Origin of the sequence: Thermosynechococcus sp. (genome assembly GCF_025999095.1) — a bacterium.
Taxonomy (GTDB): Bacteria; Cyanobacteriota; Cyanobacteriia; order Thermosynechococcales; family Thermosynechococcaceae; genus Thermosynechococcus.
Genome location: NZ_AP024678.1, coordinates 1,645,269 through 1,661,883 on the forward strand (window position 1 = coordinate 1,645,269; position 16,615 = coordinate 1,661,883).

Consider the following 16,615-nt stretch of genomic DNA (forward strand, 5'->3'; position numbering starts at 1 on the left):
GAGGGGGCTATGCAAAGCGATCAACAAAAGCGCATTCTCGGCTACTTCATTGAGGAAGCGCAGGAACACCTGACCACCATTGAAGATAGTTTGATGAATCTCCAGCAGGTAGTCAATGACCCTGAGGCGATGAGTGAAATGTTTCGGGCAGCCCACTCCGTCAAAGGGGGAGCGGCCATGCTCGGACTCCACAGTATTCAGCACACCGCCCACAAGCTGGAGGACTACTTCAAAATCCTACGGGAGCATCCCGTCACCGTGGATGAAACCCTAGAGCAACTGTTTTTGCAAGCCTTTGATGCCCTGCGGGAACTCCTCGATGAATTGCAAGGCCCCTTTGGTTTGACGGAGGAGACAGCAACCGCAACCCTGAACCGGGTGGAGCCAGTCTTTAGTCAACTGCAAGCTCACTTGAGCCACTTGACCCAAGGAGGAGAGGCGCCGCCTCCTGTAACTGCTGCTTCTTCCCCCGTGGCCGAACCCATTGCGCCAGCGGTACAACCCGTTGCTGATTCAAGCTACCGCCTAGTCTTTCAAACGGAGGTCCCCGATCGCCTGCGGGCAATGTTGCAGCTCTTTAAGCAGACCGATTCGCCCCAAGTGCGGCAAGCATTGGCGGAGGCCTGTTCTAATTTGGGTCAATTGGGGGAAACCTTTGCCCTGCCCCAGTGGGTTGAATTGCTGGCGATCGCTCAACAGGCGGTGAGTAACACGGCTCAGCCCCTCACGGCTTTGGCACCAGTGGTGATCAAAGAGATTATGGCAGCTCGCGACTTGGTGCTCAATGGTCAAGGCAGTGCGATTCGTCCCAGTGACAGTTTAGTGGCGCTTCAACCCCCTGTGATTGAGGAAACTGCGGCGGTTGTTCCCGAAGGGCCAGAGCCTTCGGTCTTGGCATCAGCCCCCGTGACCGAATCACCGGCACCCCTTGAAATGGCCTCTGAGGTTGCTCCGCCAGAGGTGGCTGCCCCTGAAGAAGTTGAGATTTCCGAGCCAATGAGTGGCGGCCATGGTGTCACTGTTTTTGAGGAGGAAAGTAGCACTGATTTCCAAGAATTGAGTGACATTTTTAGTGATCCAACGGCGCTGCCGACGGAGTGGCTAGAGGAGACCCTTGAGGAGAATTTGGCCAATTTAGGACCGGGCGATGAAGCGGCCTTTGATGAGGAGATTTCCGACTTTTTGAACATGATGGCTTCTGAGGAGTTGCCTGAGGCAGAATCCAGCCTTGAGGCCATCCTCGATGAAATTCAGGAACTTTCTGATGAGCAGCTCTCTGCAGAAGGAGGGGAGGCATCCCTTGATGATCTCATGTCGCCAGCGATCGCCGAAAGCATAGCTGAAGCCCTTGAGGCGCCCCTGACACCTGACCGTCCTACCGAGGAGAGGGCAGCCGCAGAGCCCGCCGAACTCGATCTGAGTGCATTCCTTGAACAATTCACCGAGGAAGCCCCCTCAGGGATGGCAGCTTTTGATGAGGCAGTGGCTTCCCTAGAAGAGTTTTGGGGTGAGGTGGAAACCCCCGCGGCTCCCGATCTGCTTCCCCTAGAAGAGGATTCTGAAATCCCTGCCTTGAGTGATGTTGCTGAGGATGTGGCTGAGTTCCTCGAAGAGGTACCGGGTCTCAATGATGTCCTAGAAAACTTGGTTGTGGATAATGGGGCGGAAGAAGCCCTTTCAGAATTTATTACCCCAGCAAGCACTGACGATCCTTGGGCGGAAACGCCATCCTCCTTGGAGGCGCCAGCGATCGCCGAGCCAAGTATGCCGGAAGTCACAGCGGCAAATATGACTGAACCCGAAGCACTCGTGGAGGAGGTCCTAGCCTCTGCCGAGACGGAGGGTATCGCCGAGCTAGAATCCCTCTTGGAGGCGTCTGTACCCTCTGCTGAGGCGGCGAGCATTGCTGAGCCAGAAGCAGTGGTGAATGACGCCACCGCCCCTGCCACCCCCGAAAGCGTCCTGGAGGAATTAGAGGGGTTAATTGAGCAAAGTACAACCCCTACAACCCCACCCGAGGCTGCCCCATTCCACGAATTGGATCAGCTTTTGGAGACGGCGGCAGCACCGACATCGGCCTTTGAGGATCTAGAGCAACTCCTGGGGCAAGCCACCCCTGGGGCACCCACACCACCGCCACCAACAGCAACGCCTTCCACGGCTGAGGATAGTTTTGCCGATCTAGAGAAATTAATTCCCCAACCCGCAGGGAGGAGTGAAAAGGCAGCCACCCCGCGGCGAACGGCAGCAGGGGCAAAAGGCGGCTCCTTGGTGGAACAAACCATGCGTGTACCGGTGCGCCACCTCGATACCCTGAGTAACCTCGTTGGGGAGTTGGTGGTCAACCGCAATAGCCTCGAAGACACCCAAGAACGTCTGCGGCAGTTCCTCGATAACTTGCTCTACCAAGTCCAACAACTGGGGGAGGTCAGCCAACAAATGCAGGACCTCTACGAGCGATCGCTCCTAGAGAGTTCACTGTTGGGCGCGACAACTGCACGGGCAGCCAATGGCCAAGGAGAACAGAGCACCCACGCCACAGGTGTCGAGTTTGATGCCTTGGAAATGGATCGCTTTACCGGCTTCCACACCCTTTCTCAGGAGGTGATCGAGCGGATTGTGCGGGTGCGGGAGGCCGCCGACGATATCCAGTACGTAATTGATGAAGTGGAGCAGGTGGCCCGGCAGTTTCGTCAAGTCACGACCCAAGTCCAAGAGGGCTTGAGCCGCTCCCGAATGGTCCCCTTCCGTGAAATGTCTTCCCGCTTACCGGGAGCTGTGCGCCGCGTTGCCAGTACCATCGGCAAACAAGTAGAACTCAAGATTGAGGGAGAAGATACCCTCATTGACAAGGGGATCCTTGAAAAACTCTTTGACCCAATGACCCACCTGATCAATAACGCTGTCTATCACGGTATTGAAATGCCCGAAGAGCGGCGGCGATTGGGCAAACCTGAAAAAGGCCTGATTCGCGTACGGGCCTTCTATCAAGGTAGTCAAGCGATTATCTCCGTCAGTGACGATGGGGCGGGAATTGACCCAGAACGGGTAAAACGCAAGGCGATCGAGAAGGGTCTCCTGAAGGAGGCCGATGCCCCCAACCTTTCCCGCCAAGAGGTCTATGCCTTCCTCTTCCAATCGGGATTTAGCACCAAAGATCAAGCGGATGCCCTGGCGGGTCGCGGTGTGGGTATGGATGTGGTGCGCAAAAATCTGGAGGACATTCGCGGCACCATTAACATTGACTCCACGGTAGGCAAAGGCACGACATTTACCATCCGCTTGCCCCTGACCCTGAGCATTACCAAAGCCCTCTGTTGCATTGATAACCACTGCCGCATTGCCTTCCCCATTGACGGCGTGGAAGATATGCTGGATATTCCCCAAGAGCGCATCCAAACCCGAGAGGATGGTCAGCGCGTCCTCTCGTGGCGCGATCGCCAGCTGCCGGTGCGTAAACTCGGGGATTTGCTGAAGTACAGCCGCCAGATCAGCCGTAGCAATGTCTATGGCGGTAGTACCCAAGATGATGGCATGGTCTCGATTGTCGTGCTGCGCAGTGGCGACGATCTCGTAGCCATGGAGGTGGATCAGGTCATTGGTGAACAGGAAATCGTGATCAAGCAGTTGTCGGGGCCGGTACCGAAGCCGGTGGGGGTTGCTGGGGTCACTGTCCAAGGGGATGGCCGCGCGATGGCGATCGCTGACGTGCTGGAAATTATTGACCTGTCCCTAGGACGCATGGATCGCGAGTGGCGCGGGTTTGGCCACACCATGGAGGTTGCCGAGCCAGAGGAAGCCTCGGAGCCCCTAGTGCTGATCATCGACGACTCAATTACGGTGCGGGAGTTGCTCTCAATGACCTTTACGCGGGCAGGCTACCGCGTCGAGCAGGCCCGCGATGGTCAAGATGCCTGGGAAAAACTGCGCTCTGGCTTGCCCTGTGACCTGGTGTTCTGTGACATTGAGATGCCCCGCATGGATGGTCTGGAGTTGCTCTCGCGGATTCAAAAGGATCCTAAGCTCAACCATCTGCCGATCGCCATGCTCACCTCCCGGGGCGCCGATCGCCACCGCAGAATGGCCGCCCAACTGGGGGCACGGGCCTACTTTACCAAGCCCTACCTGGAGGAGCAATTACTGGATGCGGCGGCGCGCCTCCTCAAGGGTGAAGTTCTGGTGCAACAGGAGCCGACACCTACCCCATGAGTGAGCGATCGCCGGCCCTAGCAGACTTTCTTGCCCAACTCCCCTTTCAACTCGACGCCTTTCAAGAAGCAGCGATCGCTGCCCTAGAGGCGGGTCGCTCTGTGGTGGTTTGTGCCCCTACGGGGTCAGGCAAAACCCTCATTGGTGAGTATGCAATTCACCGTGCCCTGACACGGCAGCAACGGGTGTTTTACACCACCCCCCTGAAGGCCCTCTCAAACCAGAAGTGGCGGGACTTTCAGCAGCAGTTTGGCGCGGAGCAGGTGGGCCTCTTAACCGGGGATGTCTCAATTAACCGCGATGCCCCGATTCTCGTGATGACGACGGAAATTTTCCGCAATATGCTCTATGGTACCCCCATTGGCGAAGTGGGCACCTCCCTTGCAGGCGTTGAAGTGGTGGTGCTGGATGAATGCCATTACATGAACGATCGCCAGCGGGGCACCGTCTGGGAAGAATCCATTATCTACTGTCCCAAGGACATTCAACTGGTGGCCCTCTCCGCCACAATCGCCAACGGCGAACAACTCACCGACTGGATCCAATCCGTCCATGGGGAGGCCGAACTCATCTACTCCGACTGGCGACCCATTCCACTGCACTTTTACTTTTGCAATGGCAAGGGACTCTTTCCCCTCCTGGATGGTCAACGTAAACGCCTCAACCCGAAGCTCCACGGCCAGAGCGAACTGCGGCGCCGCGGCGGCAAGCGGGACTTCTTGAGCATTCGCTACGTGGTTAGTCAACTGCAACAGCGGGACATGCTACCGGCGATTTACTTTATCTTTAGTCGCCGTGGCTGTGACCAAGCGGTTCAAGAGGTCTTGGGCATGAATCTGCTCACCCAGGCGGAACAGCAGGCACTGGCGGAACGGGTCGAGGCCTTTTGGGTCCAGCATCAGGACATTGTGGCCCCGGAAATGATTGTCCCCCTCTACCAAGGGATTGCCGCTCACCATGCCGGGGTGCTCCCCGTGGTGAAGACCCTTGTGGAAACGCTCTTTCAGGAGGGCCTGATCAAACTGGTTTTTGCCACAGAAACGCTGGCTGCGGGGATCAACATGCCGGCGCGCACCACTGTGATTTCGACTCTCTCGAAGCGCACCGACAGCGGTCATCGCCTCTTGACAGCCTCGGAGTTCCTGCAAATGGCAGGACGAGCCGGCCGCCGGGGCATGGATACGGTGGGTCATGTAGTTACCTTGCAAACCCCCTTTGAGGGTGCCCATGAAGCAGCATTTTTGGCCACCGCCGCTCCGGATCCCCTGATGAGCCAATTTACCCCCAGCTATGGTATGGTCTTGAACCTGCTGCAACGCCACACCCTTGAAGAAGCGCGGGAACTGGTGGAGCGCAGTTTTGGCCAATATTTGGCCACATTGCAACTGACCCCGCAGCGGCAGGCGATCGCCCAACTGGAAACGGAACTGCAAACCGTGCAACAACGCCTTGCAGGAATTGATCGCCAGCAACTAGCGCAGTATCAAAAGCTGCGGGAACGACTACGGCAGGATCAACGCCTCCTGAAAATCCTCGAACAGCAGGCGGAGCAGGAACGGGCCCAAGCACTTCTTCCTTTTATGATGGCCGTGCCAGCGGGGACCTGGCTCCATATCAAATCCCCCCTGCGGGAGCATCCCCCCTTAGCCGCCGTCCTCTGTCAACCCGTTGCCGGTGCAGGCCAGTTGCCCCACTGGTTGTGCCTTGCTGCCGATGGTCGTTTGCGGGTAGTTGGCATTGATGACATTTTGGGGGTCTATCCCGATCGCCCCCCCTGTGATCGTCTGCCGCCGCTCCCAGAGGCGATGAAACTGCGCCTAGGGGAAAGCTATCCCTGCCATGGGGCGGATCACTACCTTGGTCCCCTCCCTGACCTTCCACCCGTCTTAGCTGCGCCGGAAGTGGCTGCCCAAGCTGCTAAAATCGCTGACCTAGAGGCCAAACTCAGCCAATTGCAAGGGCGTCTGCCGCAAAATATCCATTCGCTGCTGCGCTTAGTTCGTCGCGAAGAACGGCTACAAACGGAACTGCGCGATCGCCAGCAGAAACTCCATCAACAGTCCCAACGCCACTGGGAGCAATTTCTGGCCCTCATTGCTGCACTGCAAGACTTTGGTGGCCTCAACGACCTCACCCCCACTCCCCTTGGGGAAATGGCCGCTGCCCTGCGGGGAGAGAACGAACTCTGGTTGGCCTTGGCCTTAGCCTCTGGCGAACTAGATGACTTGCCCCCCCACCTCTTGGCGGCAGCGGTTGCGGCTCTAGTGACTGAAACGCCCCGCTCCGACAGTTGGTGCAACTACCCCATTCCCAGTGAAGTGGAAGAACGCCTTGCCGCCCTTAGCCCCATTCGCCGGCGGCTCTTTCAGGTGCAGCGCCGCCACGGCATTATCTTTCCCCTGTGGTACGAGTGGGATCTCATTGGCTTGGTGGAGCAGTGGGCCTTGGGCACGCCCTGGAATGAATTGTGCGCTCAAACCAATTTGGATGCCGGCGACATTGTGCGATTGCTGCGGCGCACCCTCGATTTTCTTGCCCAAATTCCCCATGCCCCCCACACCAGTCCCCAACTGCGCCAAAGTGCCCAGCAGGCACGCTATCTCTTGGATCGCTTCCCTGTGAATGACCTGCTGGAAGGGGTGGAGCTAGAGGCGGCAACCGTCTAGTTTGCGTCATCATGGGTTCTCCAAGGAGTGGCTCAGGCGGGATTCGAACCTGCGACCTTGGGCTTATGAGTCCCCTGCTCTAACCACTGAGCTACTGAGCCGCAATTTTTGCACAATCTCTATTCTATAGCGTGAATATAGCAAAACTCAAGACCCTAAGCCGCGGATTCAGGGCCGAGTTAACTTTACAATAGACAATGGATGGGTTAGAGGAAAGATAGGCATTGAGCAAAGCAGAGCGCGTTGCCCTTGACAATAAGCTGTCGCAGCGGTTTATTCATCTCGATCCGGCAGGGTATTTCATTATCTACATTGACCCTGAGCAAGAACTGATCTGGATGAAACACTATCCCAATGCCATTAATGAGAAGGGCTTAGCAGTGGACCCCGACACCGGGGAACCCATTCCCACCAAAGGGAAAGTCACGCGGGAACCCGATTTGGTACTGAGCGGTCGAACGGCTAAGGAGTTATGTATTGAACTCTTTGAAAAAGGTCGTCAACTGGTGACGATGTTTGACCATGCGGCCTATCTCGGTCGTGAATTGATGCGGGCACAGTTTTGTTTGGATGAAGGACTTGAGTATATCCAAGATTAGACAACCCTGGCGCTGGGGGGTAGGGGCAGTCCTGTTGCTGCTCTGTGCCCTAGTGGGTACTGCCCTAGCAGCGATCGCCACCCCCGGTGGGAGCGGCACTGTCGATGTTTTGCCCTTAAATGCCCAGTTGGGGGCGCAAATTTATCTGCAGCGCTGTGGCAGTTGCCATCTCGCGGTGCCCCCGGAAACACTGCCCACTCAGGCATGGCAGGTGCTGATTCAAGATACCAATCACTACGGCGCGACCCTCGAACCCATCCCCCGCCCAGAGTTAGTGCCGCTGTGGAACTATTTGCGCACCTATTCGCGACCGCTTCCTGAGGATGCCCAAATCCCCTTTCGCGTGGGGCGATCGCCCTTCTTTCGCATCCTCCATCCCCGTGTTGAAGTGCCGCAGCCAGTCACCCTCAATGGCTGTGCCCAGTGTCATCCCCAGGCCACCCTCTTTAACTTTCGTGAGCTCAGTCCGCAGTGGCTGGATTCCCCCTAGAATGGTTAGGGATGGCGAATTCTCCACCGCCCCATGGGTTTTAGCTCCTCCAATTCCTCTTTTTCGCCGCTGCAACGGCTGAGGGTGCGCCGTCGCTGGCTACAGCAGGAGTGGTGGACGGTTGTGGCCCTCCTTCTCTGGGGAATTTTGTTTCTCCAATATGGGTTGCAGAAGCGACTGGGGTTACTGATTCATCCCAACTACTTTGGACTGGCGATCGCCAGTGGTTTTCTTTTAGTGGCTCTGAGTGGTTGGCAAGGGTGGCGGTTGTGGCGGGGCCGAGGGACACCTGGGCAACATGTTGCCCTCTTACCGGCCCGTTGGACACTCCCTATCCTCATTTTCGCAGCAGTGGCGGGCTTGCTGATTACGCCCCGTCCTTTCAATAGTGCGACGGCCATTCATCGCGGTCTCGAGGATGGCTTGACAGTGACCCGCAATAGTCCAGTGGCTTTTCGCCTCAATCAACGGCCACAGGAGCGCACACTCATTGACTGGATTCGCACCCTTGACGTCTATCCCGAACCCGATGCCTATAGCGGGCTACCCGCTCGCATTGAGGGATTTGCTGTCCATAGTCCCCAACTGCCACAGACCTATCTCACCCTCAGCCGCTTTGTGATTACCTGTTGTGCAGCGGATGCCTATCCGGTGGGACTGCCGGTGAAATTGGGGCGATCGCGCCAAGCCTATCCCCAAGATCAGTGGTTTCGAGTTGAAGGTCGCATGACCACAGAAACCCTCAACGACCGCCGCCAATTGGTACTAGTTGCTGAGACGATAACGCCGATTCCTGAACCTGAAAATCCCTTTATGTACTGAGGCAATGCTTTTTCACCTGATTCACACTCCCTACTGGATTGTCTTGGGTATGGGCATCCTACTTTTTTTGACGGTGATCTTTGGGGATGTGGGGAATGACGAGGTCGAGCTAGAGGGAGATGCCAATCCCTGGGAAGTGGCAGTCGATGTAGAGGAGGGCATCTCATTTCTGGCGATTCTCCATTGGTTGGGGGTGGGGAGAGCGCCCCTCGTCCTTTTACTCGCCTTAGACTTTAGCGTTTTGGGCCTGCTGGGCTGGTTTTTTAATGTCCTCTTTTACACTCTGACTGGTAGCTGGCCGGGGGTGGTGTATTCTGGCGTGATTGCGATCGCCGCACTCCTGTTGGCACTGACAATTGGGGGTCTGAGTTCGCGGCCTTTGGGACAGATTTTTGCGCAGTTTAGTGAAGATACCAGTCGCGATCGCCTACTGGGGTGCAGTGGTCACGTCAGTTCTGCCCATATTCCCCGCAGGGGTACGGGTATTGGTCAAGTAAGTGTTTTGGATGCCAATCGCAATCGGCTGCTTGTGCCAGCAGTGCTGCCGCCTTGGGCAACGGTCACCCCCCAGCATGGTCAGGACGTTTTAATTATCGATCGCCAAGAGAATGAGTACATCGTTGTAACCAAAGACAGCTTGGATGAAGCCACATGGTTACGCCAGCAAGGACAATCTCAGATCACCCAGATCAAGGACAGCGAAGAATCCTAGGGAATTCTTAATGGGCGGTGAGGGACTCGAACCCCCGACAGCCTCGGTGTAAACGAGATACTCTACCAACTGAGTTAACCGCCCCAGTTCCAGAGTATTTATCATAGCAAAGGGATAGCCCATTTCTAAAATATCCGTAGACAAAGGGGCCTAGCCTGTTCTACAGGAGTTTGCAGCAAGCCGGGGCAATCTCCGAGAAAAGCGCTGTAGGTCAACACGAGTCATCGCTTGCAAAGAAAATCCGCTAGGATCAACCTGTTGAGATATGCAAGGAATGCCCTATGGGAGCAGCAACGGCAGCCAGTGGTCAACGGCTACGGAATTTTGTGATTGCTGTTGTCGCCATTCTCATTAGTTTTGCCCTATTGGCTGGTTTACGCAGTGGCAATCAACCCCTCACCCTTGCCGAGCAAGCCAAACACGCCACCCCTTGGGAGGAGGCTCAAGTCAATGGCAAGCCCACACTTTTGGAGTTTTATGCCAACTGGTGCAGCACCTGTCGTTCAATGGCCAAGGATTTAGGGGAATTAAAGGCGCAATACCGCGATCGCGTGAACTTTGTCATGCTGAATGTGGACAACCCCAAGTGGCTACCAGAAATTGAGCAATTTAATGTGGATGGCATTCCCCACTTTGTCTTTCTGAATCGGCAATTGGAACCCCAAGCGGTGGCGATTGGCCTGCAACCCAAGGAAGTGATGGCCAAAAATCTTGAAGCCCTCAGCAATAACCTCCCCTTGCCCTATGGTCAACTGACGGGTGAAATGTCGCAACTCCCAGGTCCCCTCGCCCGTCAACGCAGTGATGATCCCCGTAGTCATGGGGGCTAGACGGTGGAACCCCAAGATGAGGTGCGCCAAGTCTATGAAGAGACCCAGGCGCGGATCAACCAACTTTACCGCGAGTATGAGCAGATCAAAGCCACCCAAGCCCGGTTGCAAGAACGTAACCAGGCTGCCTTAGATCAAGAGCGCGATCGCCTGCAACAGGAACTGCGGCAACTAGAGGCGGAGTTTGGCCTCACCCTGCTTTTTCACCTAGGGGAGGCAGCCCAGGAACGTTGGCAAGAGATTCTGGCTCAAGAAAACTTTTGGCAATTTGTGCGTTTTGCCGGTTTGGGGTTCATCCTTGGCCTCCTCGTTAAGAGCCTGATCGGCTGATCCTCAGGGCAGTTTGCCAGAGGCCAGGGCGAGAATCGGGAATGGGCATTGCGCCAACGGTCTTTGCATAAAATGCCTCTGAGGCGACCCAACCAATGACGGCATAGCCATAGCCTGCACTGCGCATTTGAGCCAAGGTTAACTGCAAGAGAAGGCGACCAATTCCCCGTCCTCGGTGCGGTTCTGCCACCGCCATGGGTCCAAACAGTCCTAGGGCGGCGGCATCATAGCAGGCAAAGCCCAGCAGTTCCCCCTCTTGAACCGCAATCAGTCCCCGTGGGGGGCGCTGGGTGAAGGCGATCGCCACTTCACTCCGCCAACCGGCACTAAAGCGATCGCCCACCCACTGCACAATCCAATCCACTTCCGATCCCAAGGGCTGCCGATAGTGAATCCCCTGCTGTTGATGCGCCATCACGGCGGGCCAATCCACCGCCAGATCGTAGAGCCTGACCAGCATATCGGTCATTGGCTGTTTCCTGTCTTTTCTAGCGGCTCAAACTGACAAGGGGGCGTTGGAGCGCCTGCATCAACTCGTCAAACTGATCCGGGGTAAGGGATTGGGCACCATCGGAAAGCGCCTTGGCTGGATTTGGGTGTACCTCAATCATCAGAGCATCAGCGCCTGCGGCCACAGCGGCTTTGGCCATGGCGGGCACAAATTCTGCCCAGCCGGTGCCATGACTGGGGTCAATCATAATCGGTAGATGGGTAAGCTTGCGCAGCACGGGAACCGCCGCTAAATCCAAGGTATTGCGGGTATATTCGCGGTCAAAGGTACGAATGCCCCGTTCGCAGAGAATGACATTGGGATTGCCTGCCGCCAGAATGTACTCCGCAGCCATCAACCATTCCTCAATAGTGGCGGACATGCCCCGTTTGAGGAGGATGGGTTTCGGTTGGGCACCCACCCGCTTCAAGAGAGAAAAATTTTGCATATTGCGGGCACCAATTTGCAGCACATCGGCCACTTCGGCAATTTTGTCTAAATCCGCTGCGTCCATCACTTCGGTAATAATGCCCAAACCGGTTGCTGCTTTTGCTGCCGCCAACAGCTCAAGGGCACTTTCGCCATGCCCCTGGAAGGCATAGGGGGAGGTACGGGGCTTGTAGGCACCGCCGCGCAGGAATTTGGCCCCCGCCGCTTTCACCCGCTGCGCCGTTTCAAGGATCATGGCCTCATTCTCAACCGAGCAAGGCCCCGCCACAACCACCACATCATGGCCTTCGCCGAAAATAACCTCTCCATTGGGCGTTGGCACCACCACTTCAGTGGGTTCACCGTGGCGATACTCGCGGCTGGCTCGCTTGAAGGGTTGCTCAACCCGCAAAACCTGTTCAATCCAAGGGCTAATTTCTTGAATGCGCAGCGGATCGAGTTCTGCCGTTTCTCCGACAAGGCCAATCACCACTTTATGCTTGCCAACAATTTTTTCAGGGGTCAATCCCCAACTTTGCATTTCACTGCTGACCCGCTCAATTTCTTCACTGGGGGTGCCACTTCTTAGAACGATAATCATTGGCTTGCTGATTCCCAATTTTCGGCTTAAGCTTTGATTGTATTTTGCCAAATTGGCTCGATTCTGCCTATGTTGCCTCGTGGCCAAGGCCTGCGGTTTCTGATTTCCCTAGCGATCGCCACCGTGGTTGTGCTCTTCCTTTGGAGTGCCATGATTGGCTCTATTTCCAAGGGAGATCCACCCCTTGATCGCAGCCAAGCCGTATCTATTAATGATCCCCAATTTGATCCCCCAGCGGAATCGTTGTCCCCCTTGCCAGAGTCCTCCCCTGAGACTCCCCTACTGCCTCTCCAGCCCAGTAACGGCGCTGCCTACGATCGCCTCTTTGCTCAAGTGCGCCAAGTTCATCAACAGTGTGCGGCTGCCCCCCCTTGGTACAGTGTGCCCGCCGATCCCACCAATTTTGGCGATCGCTACCGTAGCGATTTTCAGGGTCAAGTGCTGGATCATGAACCCCTGATTGTTTTACATGAAACGGTGGCCTCTGCCCAATCAGCCCTCAACTTTTTCCAAACGCCGCATCAGCGCGATGAAGAACAGGCGAGCTACCATGAATTGATTACCCTCAACGGTTGGCTGCTGCACTTAGTGCCCTGGTCGAAGCGAGCCTATGGTGCCGGCAATTCCGCCTTTGGCAAAGAAGCGGTGCAGACAAATCCCCGCCTTGCCCCTTCGGTGAATAATTTTGCCCTCCACTTTTCCCTAGAAACACCGCCCCAGGGGCGCCACAATGGCTCTAGCCATACTGGCTACACCGATGCTCAATACCGTGCCTTGGCGTGGCTAGTGGCGCAAACGGGAATTGATCGCCAACGGGTGACAACCCATGCGGCGGTCGATCGCTCCGGGGAACGTATAGATCCGCGTAGCTTTGATTGGGTTAAATTTAAGCGCTATTGGCAGCTCTATCGCGATCGCCCCTGTGGAGATCCCCCTCGCTAAAAGTAGCGATCCAAGAATGTCTCTAGGGATTCAAAGGAGAGCTGAAAATAGGTTTGGGCACGCTCAATTTCACTGGCCGGGCAAAGACTTTCATAGGCCAACAGCGTCCGCAGCGTCCCAAGACTGGCTTCCAAATCGCGACTCATGACGCCGAGCAACTGGCGAGCACCATCAATGACACTCAGGGGCAGTGTCATGACAAAGGGGCGTTTATTGAAAAAGCGACCGAGGCGATCAGCAATCTCTTGGCGGGTTAAAACCTCTGGATGCGCCATGCTAAAAATTGCTGGCTGACTGGCTTGACTGGCAATGAGAATACAACGGGCTAAATCATCGGGACTGAGCAGTTGTAGCCGATGCTGCGGATCGCCAAGGATAACGTAAACCCCCGTCTGCTGAAAGCGCGCCGCAAGGGGAAGCAAACTCGACATCAGGGTGGGACAGCGAAAAATGCCGTAGTTGAGACCACTGCTGATGAGCACCTGCTCGACTTCGTACTTGGCTTTGAGAAAGGGGGACTGCTGGCGATCGCCCGTCACCGCCAGAGGAGAAATCAGCGTTAGATAGCGCACCCCCTGTTCCTGAGCCGCCTGAATTACATCCAACGTGGCGCGGTAATCAATCCCTTGAATGGCACGGCCGAGTAACTGACTACCATGGCAGCAAATGACCACCTCCACTCCCCCCATGGCAGCCTGAATATCGCGGGGCTGTTGTAGATCGCCAATGAAAATCTCAGCACCCCATTCCTTGAGAAGATCGTATTGGCTCGTTAGGCGCACAAACGCCCGTACAGGTAGCCCCCACGCGATACAGCGGCGCACCACCCGCAAACCTAGTTGTCCTGTGGCACCCGTGACCAAGTACATGAAGCACAACCATTAAAGGATTCTTGTCTCAGCGTGCCTTAGGGGGCGCCACAATGCAAGACTCCCGAATTTAGAACGTAATAAATTTTATTGTCATTATCTTTTTTAGTTGAGTTATTGTGAGCCGACTGCCTGCTTTTTATATGCATGAAAGTGGCAGCTGGTTACTTTGCGGTTGTGAAGTATGAATCAAACAGGATGTTGATACACACTGAACAGTAAGAACCTTTACCAAATAGGCATCAGGTACTCCTGTTTTGATAATCTCCCCTAAAAATAACAAAACCACTACCTTGCCTTTTAGAACTTTTAGTGCGGTTCTGTGGCGCAGTCATACAACTCGCCCTCAGCAGTACTCCAAATAATATAATGAGGACTAGTAACCACTAGAATCGAAGTTGGCAAATATTTTCCCTATTTTTTGAGGAAATTTGAGGAAATTTGAGGAAATTTGATCAGTGGCCATAGAGAACAGCTCGAGAATGGGTTAACTTAAGGAATACCCTTGAGAATTTTCATAACAACTCTGTGCCGCATGACCCTTGACTTTTCTGCTGCTCAGCAGCTTAGCCATCAGTTGTTTGCTGCCCTGAAACCGACAGAGGCGCTTTTCGTTGAAATTGCAAGTGAATCCAGCCAGTTTATTCGCTTCAATCGGGCACGGGTGCGTCAAATTGGCACCGTAGAAGATACGGTGGTGACCCTGCGGTTGCAAGTGCAGCAACGGACGGCGAGCACGTCCTTTCTCTATACGGGAACCGCAGATCTGGCGGCTGCCCTAGACTATTTGGCGCAATTGCGCTCAGAAACGGTTCAGCTCCCTGTGGATCCCTACCTAGTGCCACCAACGGATACGGGCTCTATTCAAGACACCTACCTTGGCCGCCTACCTGATCCTGACTCGGTTGTAGAAACCCTCCTCAAGCCCGTGCAAGACCTTGATTTTGTCGGCATTTATAGTGGCGGCACCATCGCTCGCGGTAGCTTTAACTCCGCGGGCCAGGCGCACTGGTTTGCCACGGAAACCTTTTGCGTGGATTATTCCCTCTTTACAGACACGGGCAAGGCAGTCAAAAATAGCTATGCCAGTACCCATTGGGACACTCTCACCTATGAAACCCAAATTGCCGGCGATCGCCAGCAGTTAGCCCAGTTGGCACAGCCGCCGCGCCAGTTGCCGCCAGGACGCTATCGCACCTACTTTGCGCCCGCTGCTGTCGCGGCACTAGTGGGGATGCTCTCCTGGGGAGCTGTCAGTGAGGCCGCCTATCGTCAAGGGGGCAGTGCCCTCGCCAAGTTACGGACAGGGGTTACTCTATCCCCCCTCTTCAGTTTGCAGGAGGACTTTACCAGCGGCACGGTGCCCCGCTTCAATAGCGATGGCGATATCGCTCCTCCCTACCTGTCTTTAATTGAGCGCGGCCAGTTGCAAACATTGCTCATTAGTCGGCGCACCGCTCAGGAATACAACCTTGTGGCCAATGGGGCCAACCGCCAAGAAAGCCTGCGATCGCCCCTGGTGCTCCCCGGCACTCTGCCGGAGGCCGAGGTGCTTGCTGCCCTCGATACCGGTCTGTATGTGGGCAACTTGCACTATCTCAACTGGAGCGATCGCCCCAATGGACGAATAACGGGCATGACCCGCTACGCCTGCTTTTGGGTAGAGCAGGGCAAAATCGTTGCCCCGATTGGCGATCTACGGTTTGACGACAGTCTGTATGACTTTTGGGGCAATAACCTAGAGGCCTTGACGGACACCCCGATTTGGATCGCCAATACCGATACCTACGAACGCCGCTCCCTTGGCGGCATTACGGTGCCGGGGATGCTTGTCAAGGCCTTTCAGTTTACCCTCTAGGTTACTCGGCGGTGGCCAGTTCAGTGCTGCCGCGCTGTTTGCGCCGAGTCAGCGTATTAAAGAGCAATTGGCCAATGGCCTTAATCAGATTGCCCTCCAGTTCTTGGAAGATCTTCATGTTCATGCCAAAGGCAGCATTGGCCTCATCCACAATCCGCTCTGCCGTGGCCTCATCCACCGCCAGTTCATCGAGGCGTTGGCGATAGAGTTGCTTAAAGGCCTTTTCGTCACTAATGGACTCAAACCGATAAAACGCGGTGCCCTCACCGTCTTGCAAATTCATCGCCCGCTCAGCAATCCCCTTGAGAATTTGGCCGCCCGAAAGATCCCCTAGGTAGCGGGTGTAGGAGTGCGCCACCAAGAGTTCCGGGGCAGTATTGGCCACTTCGTGGATGCGGGCTACATAGGCCTGCGTAGCTGGCGAGGGGGGAATTTCCTCGCGCCAATTGGAACCAAAGTAATAGGTGAGATCTCGCTCAAGGCTGCTTTTGCGGTTCAGCTCCGGAAAGTAAATTTTGCCAACAATGGGATGGTCTTTGAGCCGCTCCATCTCCTGTTCCATGGCGCTGTAAACGTGATAGAGGCTGGCAACGAGCTTGCGGTAGGAGCTTTTTTCTACGGTGCCTTTGAGGAAGCAGCGCACAAAGCCAACATTCTCGGCCATGGTATGGGCTTTTTTGGTGCCTTCGCGCAATTTCGTCGCTAGAGACGTCGTCATCACGAGATCCTTCTTAAAGATTTGCAATGTTTTGCTTCTAAAAGTGACTG

14 protein-coding genes and 2 tRNA genes are annotated in these 16,615 nt (G+C 55.4%); 10 read left to right on the plus strand and 6 right to left on the minus strand.

The window, feature by feature from the left end; translation table 11 throughout:
* Positions 1-9 precede the first annotated feature (9 nt).
* A complete protein-coding gene (locus tag Q0W94_RS08105) occupies positions 10-4,209 on the plus strand; it encodes a response regulator (RefSeq protein ID WP_297757613.1) in 4,200 nt (1,399 codons plus the stop codon).
* The gene (locus Q0W94_RS08110; RefSeq protein ID WP_297757616.1) at positions 4,206-6,875 is read left to right on the plus strand and encodes an RNA helicase; all 2,670 of its coding nucleotides are present in this window, start codon (positions 4,206-4,208) and stop codon (positions 6,873-6,875) included. Before Q0W94_RS08105 ends, Q0W94_RS08110 begins: the two co-directional genes overlap by 4 nt.
* 28 nt (positions 6,876-6,903) lie before the next feature.
* On the opposite strand, the gene Q0W94_RS08115 is transcribed toward Q0W94_RS08110, so the two are convergent.
* Positions 6,904-6,976: transfer RNA gene (locus tag Q0W94_RS08115), tRNA-Met, on the minus strand.
* 123 nt (positions 6,977-7,099) lie between these two features.
* On the opposite strand from Q0W94_RS08115, the gene Q0W94_RS08120 reads away from it, so the two are divergent.
* From Q0W94_RS08120 to Q0W94_RS08135, 4 genes are read left to right on the plus strand one after another with little or no spacing between them, the layout of a single operon-like run.
* Entirely contained in the window at positions 7,100-7,474 is a 375-nt protein-coding gene (locus Q0W94_RS08120) for a DUF4346 domain-containing protein (protein WP_297757619.1), read from the plus strand.
* Complete coding sequence (locus Q0W94_RS08125; protein ID WP_297757622.1) at positions 7,446-7,964, plus strand: cytochrome C; 519 nt, start codon at positions 7,446-7,448, stop codon at positions 7,962-7,964. Before Q0W94_RS08120 ends, Q0W94_RS08125 begins: the two co-directional genes overlap by 29 nt.
* Before the next feature lie 33 nt (positions 7,965-7,997).
* Positions 7,998-8,786 (plus strand): TIGR03943 family putative permease subunit, encoded by a 789-nt coding sequence (locus Q0W94_RS08130; RefSeq protein WP_297757625.1) that lies wholly within the window; start codon positions 7,998-8,000, stop codon positions 8,784-8,786.
* 4 nt (positions 8,787-8,790) lie between these two features.
* Positions 8,791-9,498: an OB-fold-containig protein gene (locus Q0W94_RS08135; protein WP_297757628.1), complete on the plus strand. Its 708-nt coding sequence runs from the start codon at positions 8,791-8,793 to the stop codon at positions 9,496-9,498.
* An 11-nt stretch (positions 9,499-9,509) separates the two neighbouring features.
* On the opposite strand, the gene Q0W94_RS08140 is transcribed toward Q0W94_RS08135, so the two are convergent.
* Positions 9,510-9,582: transfer RNA gene (locus tag Q0W94_RS08140), tRNA-Val, on the minus strand.
* Between the two features lie 197 nt (positions 9,583-9,779).
* On the opposite strand from Q0W94_RS08140, the gene Q0W94_RS08145 reads away from it, so the two are divergent.
* Both Q0W94_RS08145 and Q0W94_RS08150 read left to right on the plus strand, forming a co-directional pair.
* The gene (locus tag Q0W94_RS08145) at positions 9,780-10,328 is read left to right on the plus strand and encodes a thioredoxin family protein (RefSeq protein WP_297757631.1); all 549 of its coding nucleotides are present in this window, start codon (positions 9,780-9,782) and stop codon (positions 10,326-10,328) included.
* 3 nt (positions 10,329-10,331) lie between these two features.
* On the plus strand, positions 10,332-10,658 hold the full coding sequence (locus tag Q0W94_RS08150; RefSeq protein WP_297757633.1) for a hypothetical protein: 327 nt from the start codon (positions 10,332-10,334) through the stop codon (positions 10,656-10,658).
* Here the strand turns inward: Q0W94_RS08150 and Q0W94_RS08155 are convergent.
* Positions 10,639-11,127 carry a GNAT family N-acetyltransferase gene (locus Q0W94_RS08155; RefSeq protein WP_297757634.1) on the minus strand — a complete coding sequence of 163 codons (489 nt, stop codon included), beginning with the start codon at positions 11,125-11,127 and terminating at the stop codon, positions 10,639-10,641. The two genes, Q0W94_RS08150 and Q0W94_RS08155, sit on opposite strands and share 20 nt — an antisense overlap.
* A 19-nt stretch (positions 11,128-11,146) precedes the next feature.
* Positions 11,147-12,178 (minus strand): 3-deoxy-7-phosphoheptulonate synthase, encoded by a 1,032-nt coding sequence (gene aroF / locus Q0W94_RS08160; RefSeq protein WP_297757637.1) that lies wholly within the window; start codon positions 12,176-12,178, stop codon positions 11,147-11,149.
* 69 nt (positions 12,179-12,247) lie between these two features.
* On the opposite strand from aroF, the gene Q0W94_RS08165 reads away from it, so the two are divergent.
* Positions 12,248-13,120, plus strand: coding sequence for a peptidoglycan recognition family protein (locus tag Q0W94_RS08165; RefSeq protein WP_297757639.1), 873 nt, complete (start codon positions 12,248-12,250; stop codon positions 13,118-13,120).
* On the opposite strand, the gene Q0W94_RS08170 is transcribed toward Q0W94_RS08165, so the two are convergent.
* Positions 13,117-13,989 carry an SDR family oxidoreductase gene (locus Q0W94_RS08170; protein WP_297757642.1) on the minus strand — a complete coding sequence of 291 codons (873 nt, stop codon included), beginning with the start codon at positions 13,987-13,989 and terminating at the stop codon, positions 13,117-13,119. The genes Q0W94_RS08165 and Q0W94_RS08170 overlap by 4 nt on opposite strands.
* Positions 13,990-14,524: 535 nt before the next feature.
* On the opposite strand from Q0W94_RS08170, the gene Q0W94_RS08175 reads away from it, so the two are divergent.
* Positions 14,525-15,847, plus strand: a complete 1,323-nt coding sequence (locus Q0W94_RS08175; RefSeq protein WP_297757645.1) for a TldD/PmbA family protein — start codon at positions 14,525-14,527, stop codon at positions 15,845-15,847.
* A gap of 1 nt (position 15,848) precedes the next feature.
* Here Q0W94_RS08175 and Q0W94_RS08180 read toward each other — a convergent pair whose 3' ends face one another.
* Positions 15,849-16,565: a heme oxygenase (biliverdin-producing) gene (locus Q0W94_RS08180; RefSeq protein ID WP_297757648.1), complete on the minus strand. Its 717-nt coding sequence runs from the start codon at positions 16,563-16,565 to the stop codon at positions 15,849-15,851.
* Positions 16,566-16,615: the final 50 nt, after the last annotated feature.

Excerpts from the sequence above, each read along its gene's own strand:
- Q0W94_RS08105 (WP_297757613.1), top strand. The coding sequence starts at position 10 with ATGCAAAGCGATCAACAAAAGCGCATTCTCGGCTACTTCATTGAGGAA.
- Q0W94_RS08110 (WP_297757616.1), top strand. The coding sequence starts at position 4,206 with ATGAGTGAGCGATCGCCGGCCCTAGCAGACTTTCTTGCCCAACTCCCC.
- Q0W94_RS08125 (WP_297757622.1), top strand. The coding sequence starts at position 7,446 with ATGAAGGACTTGAGTATATCCAAGATTAGACAACCCTGGCGCTGGGGG.
- Q0W94_RS08130 (WP_297757625.1), top strand. The coding sequence starts at position 7,998 with ATGGGTTTTAGCTCCTCCAATTCCTCTTTTTCGCCGCTGCAACGGCTG.
- Q0W94_RS08135 (WP_297757628.1), top strand. The coding sequence starts at position 8,791 with ATGCTTTTTCACCTGATTCACACTCCCTACTGGATTGTCTTGGGTATG.
- Q0W94_RS08145 (WP_297757631.1), top strand. The coding sequence starts at position 9,780 with ATGGGAGCAGCAACGGCAGCCAGTGGTCAACGGCTACGGAATTTTGTG.
- Q0W94_RS08155 (WP_297757634.1), bottom strand. The coding sequence starts at position 11,127 with ATGACCGATATGCTGGTCAGGCTCTACGATCTGGCGGTGGATTGGCCC.
- aroF (WP_297757637.1), bottom strand. The coding sequence starts at position 12,178 with ATGATTATCGTTCTAAGAAGTGGCACCCCCAGTGAAGAAATTGAGCGG.
- Q0W94_RS08165 (WP_297757639.1), top strand. The coding sequence starts at position 12,248 with ATGTTGCCTCGTGGCCAAGGCCTGCGGTTTCTGATTTCCCTAGCGATC.
- Q0W94_RS08170 (WP_297757642.1), bottom strand. The coding sequence starts at position 13,989 with ATGTACTTGGTCACGGGTGCCACAGGACAACTAGGTTTGCGGGTGGTG.
- Q0W94_RS08175 (WP_297757645.1), top strand. The coding sequence starts at position 14,525 with ATGACCCTTGACTTTTCTGCTGCTCAGCAGCTTAGCCATCAGTTGTTT.
- Q0W94_RS08180 (WP_297757648.1), bottom strand. The coding sequence starts at position 16,565 with ATGACGACGTCTCTAGCGACGAAATTGCGCGAAGGCACCAAAAAAGCC.